General features: G+C 61.0%; 1 protein-coding gene. It reads left to right on the top strand.

What is annotated here, in order from left to right; all coding sequences use genetic code 11:
• Window positions 1-399: 399 nt before the first annotated feature.
• Window positions 400-2,210: SdrD B-like domain-containing protein (locus EII42_RS11955; RefSeq protein WP_158676504.1), on the top strand; the 1,811-nt coding region annotated here is incomplete at its 3' end.

A 2,210-nucleotide genomic window follows, 5' to 3' on the forward strand; every position in this document is an offset into this window, starting at 1 on the left:
TTTGACTCGTGATGGCGAGTCTGATCTGACGTTGGATTTCGGGTTCTACCCGCGGCCGAAGGTGAAGTTGCCCAAGACGGGCGTCTGATCTAATCCCCCTGGTGCAGGGGGAAAGATCCAACCCGGGAAGGGGGTTGGGGCGGAGTTCAACTCCACCCCAACCCCCTTCCCTGTTTTGCGGCCTTATCACCTGTACTCGGTGCGTCAGCCTCTAGAAATTGCCTGGCGAGAATCGCAGTGGCCCTCCGTGCTGCGCTCCGCTACTATGTAACCGCCCAAATGATGAATACCCCTCCGATCAAACGTATTCGACACATGCGGGTCGCCAAACCCAATGGTTGCTCGCTAGCGCTGCCCCCGTCGGTGCATGTCTTGGGCAAACCCCTCAGGAAGGAAAGAATGCTGAAAAAGAAGTCACGCGGCTGGCTGGCGATAACGCTAACTATGTCGCTGTTTCTGTCACTTCTGCTGAGCTACGCAGGTGGGGGCGTAGCCAGGGCGGAAGTCAACGAAAAGATCGATGTCGTCATCACCGAGCTATCGCATCAGCGGGCCGGAGACAACAAGTTCTACCGCTACGATCGCGCGGTGCTGAAGTTCACCTACGACGCCAGCAAGGCGGACCCTCGGCCGGGCGACTCGTTCACCCTGGGCATCGGCCCGCTTTTCCGGCACCTAGAAGTAGGCAAGCGGGTTCCGCTCGTTTTCACGCCCAAGCCGGAAACCAGCGTGCAGGTGGGGGAATGCGTCATCAACGACACCAGCTTGGTGACCTGTACGTTCAACGAGAACATCCTCGGCCAGACCAACATCCGCGGTAGCGGCACGCTGATCATTCAGGCCACGGAAGCCACCCAGGCGACGGAGGCGGAGTTCACTGTGAATGGCAAGCGAGTGATGTTCGATCTGCCCGGCGAGGGCGGCATCATAGCGCCAAAGCACTACTCCGGCCCGGTGTCCTCGAAGTGGGCGTCGTCGGTTCTGCGCAGCCGCAACTACATCGACTGGACGGTGACGTTCAACAGCACGCTGCTGCCCAACGACGTCGCGGGAACCCCGGACCAGCTGCGGCAGGTGGTTTGGAAGGACACCCTGACGCAAGGGCAATACTTCAACATTGACCCGGAGCGCCTGCAGCTGCGTCTGCGGGATATCCAAGGAGATACGGCTCCCCGGTACGAACTGCTTTCGACTGTTAAGGGCGAGCGCACCGACAAATACGGCAAGTTCAAGATAACGGTCGAGTTTGACAAGCCGGAAAAGCCGCAGGTGGCCACATTCACGGTAACGGGGCCCTTCCAACCGACGGCGAATTACTACCTCCAGTATCAGTCTCTTTTCGACACCCCGGATGGCTTTCCCGTCGCAGGCGTGCAGTACAGCAATACCGCAGACCTGCAGGGAACCGCGAAGGGCCTGAAGTACACGCGCAGCACCGATTACATGGAAACCTTCACAGTAACCGTGGAGATGGAGGACGGGTTCGGCGGTTTCGGCGTGGCCAAGCTTCTCTCGGGCACCGCAGTCACCAAAGTGGCCCCGGGCACGGAGTTCGACGTTCAGGTCGCCTGGCAGTTGCCCGACGGAAAGCAGCCCGCCGACTACCCGACCTGGAAGGCTCCCACCAATCCGGTGAAGCTCACCGCCCAGCTGGGCAAGACCGTCGACTACCCGGGCACCTTCCCCGTCGGAACCACGGTGACGCTCACGGAAGATCCCAACAGCGCTCGCCCTGCGGCAAACGTCGTCTGGGGCGAGCCCCAGTTCCAGGTGGGTGTCGGGGAGCCGAAGAAGAGCGCATCCTTCGTTATCGGCAACAAGCGCAGGACCGAGGTTCGGCTCACCAACGACGCCCAGCGCCCCGGCTCCGTCTCCGTCGGTGACTACGTGTGGCTGGACGTGAACGAGGACGGTAAGCAGGACGACACCGACCAGCCGCTTTCCGGTGTCACGCTGACGCTCACCGGCCCCAACGGGGGCGAGGTTACCGACGTCGACGGCAACGTCGTGCAGCCCACAAAGACCAACGACCAAGGCCGGTACACGTTCGATCATCTGCCGGTGCTGACCGCTGGGCAGAAGTACAAGGTGACGGTGACTGCTCCGGAGGGTTTCGTTTCGACGAAGCCGGGTGTTGGTGCCAGGGATAAGGATTCTTCGACTGGGTTTGCCGAGTCTGAGGGCCTGACCCAAAACGGTGACCGCGATGA

Source organism: Tessaracoccus sp. OH4464_COT-324, from assembly GCF_003932855.1.
Lineage (GTDB): Bacteria > Actinomycetota > Actinomycetes > Propionibacteriales > Propionibacteriaceae > Arachnia.